This window comes from Halomonas sp. BM-2019 (assembly GCF_017584085.1).
On the sequence record NZ_CP071922.1, the window covers coordinates 2,411,590 to 2,414,414 of the forward strand.

Annotated in this window: 3 protein-coding genes; 1 reads left to right on the forward strand and 2 read right to left on the reverse strand. The window is 67.4% G+C overall.

Going from position 1 to position 2,825, the window contains the following annotated elements; genetic code table 11:
• The coding region (locus tag J5F18_RS12025; RefSeq protein ID WP_346298862.1) for an NUDIX domain-containing protein at positions 1 to 506 on the forward strand (506 nt) is incomplete at its 5' end.
• A gap of 10 nt (positions 507 to 516) precedes the next feature.
• Here the strand turns inward: J5F18_RS12025 and J5F18_RS12030 are convergent.
• Complete coding sequence (locus J5F18_RS12030; protein ID WP_346298863.1) at positions 517 to 1,434, reverse strand: LysR substrate-binding domain-containing protein; 918 nt, start codon at positions 1,432 to 1,434, stop codon at positions 517 to 519.
• A 64-nt stretch (positions 1,435 to 1,498) separates the two neighbouring features.
• On the reverse strand, positions 1,499 to 2,825 hold a 1,327-nt coding region (gene cls / locus J5F18_RS12035; RefSeq protein WP_346298864.1), incomplete at its 5' end, for a cardiolipin synthase.

The window sequence follows — 2,825 nt, forward strand, 5'->3', positions numbered from 1 at the left end:
AGCTGATCGAGGAGCAGCGGCTGCTCGACCAGTACCGCAGCGCCTGGGCCCAGGCGCCCTACCCGCCGATCTTCGTCACCGTCAATGCGGTGGTGGTGCAGTCGGGGCATGTGCTGCTGGTCAGGCGCACCGCCGCACCGGGCCAGGGGTTGCTGGCGCTGCCCGGCGGCTTCATCAATCCCCACGAGCGGCTGCTCGACGCCTGCCTGCGCGAGCTGCGCGAACGGGTGCGTCTCAAGGTACCGGAGCCGGTGCTCAAGGGATCCCTGCGCGGCCAGCGGCTCTTCGATGAGCCCCACCGCAGCTGGCGGGGACGCACCCTGGCGGAAGCCTTCTACTTTGCCCTGCGCCCAGAACAGCAGCTGCCGCAGCTCAAGCCTGTCAAGGGCGGCGATCACGCGCGCTGGGTCGCGCTGGCCGACCTCGACCCGGAGAGCCTCTTCGAGGACCACTTCTTCATCATCCAGGACTTCCTGGGGCTACCCGCCGACTTCGGCGGCCCCTGACCCCGGGAGGTCAGGCCTGCAGGAAGTCGCGGGGTAACTTCTGCATCTGCCGCCAGAGCTTCTCCACGCCGGGTTTGTGCACCAGCGAGCAGCGGTAGAGGCGAATCTCCAGGGGCACGTCCCACTCCTCACCGCCGGCGCGGACCAGCCGGCCGTTCTTGAGCTCCTCACGAATGCAGAAGTCGGGGATCCAGGCCATGCCGATGCCCTGCATCACCATACCCTTGAGCCCCTCGGCCATGGCAGTTTCGTAGACGGTGCGCAGCCGCAGGCGCAGGGCATCATTCTTTAGCAGCATGCGCACGCTGCTGCCCAGGAAGGCGCCCTGGGTGTAGGCGAGATAGGGTATCGACTCGCTCCCCTCCAGCGGAAAGCGCGGCTTACCCGCCTCGTCGGGCAGGCAGACGGGCAGCATCTTGACCTGCCCGATGGAGAAGGAGGGAAACAGCTCCGAGTCGAGCTGCATGCTCGCATAGGGATCGTAGTAGGCCAGCATCAGGTCGCACTTGCCCTCCCGCAGCACGTGGATCGCCTCCCCCACGTTCATGGCCACCAGCCGGGTGGGCAGCTCCCCGACCCCCTGCTGCAGGCGGGAGATCCAGGGCGGGAAGAAGCTCAGCGCCAGGGAGTGGGCGGCCACGATGTCGAGCGCCTCGTTGGCGATGGCCAGTCCCCGCAGGTGACCCAGGCTCTCGTTGAGCTGCTCGACCAGGTTGCGGGCGGTGACCAGGAACAGCTGCCCCTCGGGGGTCAGGTCGACCGGGGTGGTGGAGCGGTCCACCAGGGTCACCCCGATGGCCTGCTCCAGGGCCCGAATGCGGCGGCTGAAGGCGGGCTGGGTGACATGACGTTGTCGTGCCGACGCGGAAAAACTGCGGGTGTTGGCCAGGGCAACGAAGTCTTCCAGCCACTTGCTCTCGAGGTTCACCGTGACTCCCTGTCCGAGGATGGCGGGCAGGCCGACGCATCGGCCATCATCAATCGATAATGTATCACTGGATAGGGGCCAGCAGGTAGGCGGCCCGCGACACCAGCTTGCGCCACAGCGGTCGCGAGGTGATCTCATCGAGGCTGATGCGCCGACAGTCGGCGAAGTCCCTTTCGAGCATCAGCCGCACCTGGGCCGCGAACTGGCGGTCCGGCAGAAAGGCGGTGATCTCGAAGTTGAGACGGAAGGAGCGGTTGTCGAGGTTCACGGTGCCCACGCTGGCCGCGGCATCGTCGATCAGCATCACCTTCTGGTGCAGGAAGCCGGGCTGGTAGCGGTAGACCTTCACGCCGGCCCTGAGCATGTCGGGCAGGAAGGAGAAGGCCGACAGGAATACCAGCAGATGGTCGGGGCGCTCGGGGATCATGATGCGCACGTCGACGCCGCGCATGGCGGCGAGGCGCAGGGCATCCTGGACGCCCAGGTCCGGCACGAAGTAGGGGCTGGTCACCCAGAAGCGCTCCCGGGCGCTGTGGATGGCGTGCTGGACCAGCAGGCTGGCGGTCTCCTGCCGATCGGCCGGCCCGGAGGGCACGATCACCACCTTGTGGCACTCCTCGCAGGTCACCTCGGGCACCCAGGAGAGGGTGAGTACTTCCCCGGTGGCCCAGTGCCAGTCCTCCCAGAAGGCCTCCTGAAGGCCCAGCACGCTGGGGCCCGCCAGCTTGAGGTGGGTGTCGCGCCAGGGCCCATGGCGCCCCTGCCCCAGGTACTCCACGCCGACATTGAAGCCGCCGAGCCAGCCCTCCCGACCGTCCACCACCAGCACCTTGCGATGGTTGCGGAAGTTGAGCTGGAAACGGTGGCGGAAGCCCCGCGAGGAGCGAAAGGCGCTGACCTCGACGCCAGCCTCGCTGAGGTCGCGCAGGTAGCCGTCATTGAGCTTGTGACTGCCCACCTCGTCATAGAGGAAATAGACCCTGACCCCGCGGTCGGCGGCTCGCTGCAGGCGCTGCTGGAGCTCGATGCCCAGGGCGTCGTTTCTCACGATGAAGAACTGGATGAGGATGTACTCCTCGGCCTCCTCGATGCCCGCGAAGAGGCTGTCGAAGGTGGCCTTGCCGTCGACCAGCAGCTCGGCACGGTTGCCGCTGGTCAGGGGCATCATCGCCAGCTGCTCGACGGCTCGAACATCGGGGTCGCGGGCATCGGCGAGGTAGGGCTCGACGTGCTGGCGATAGCGGGCCAGCACCCGGCGCAGCACGCTGTCGCGCTCGCCGCGGGCGGAGACGTAGCCGTAGAAACGCGGACGACCGAAGATCCAGTAGGCGGGAACTGCCACATAGGGCAGGGTGATCAGGGAGAGGATCCAGGCGATGGCCCCCTGGGAG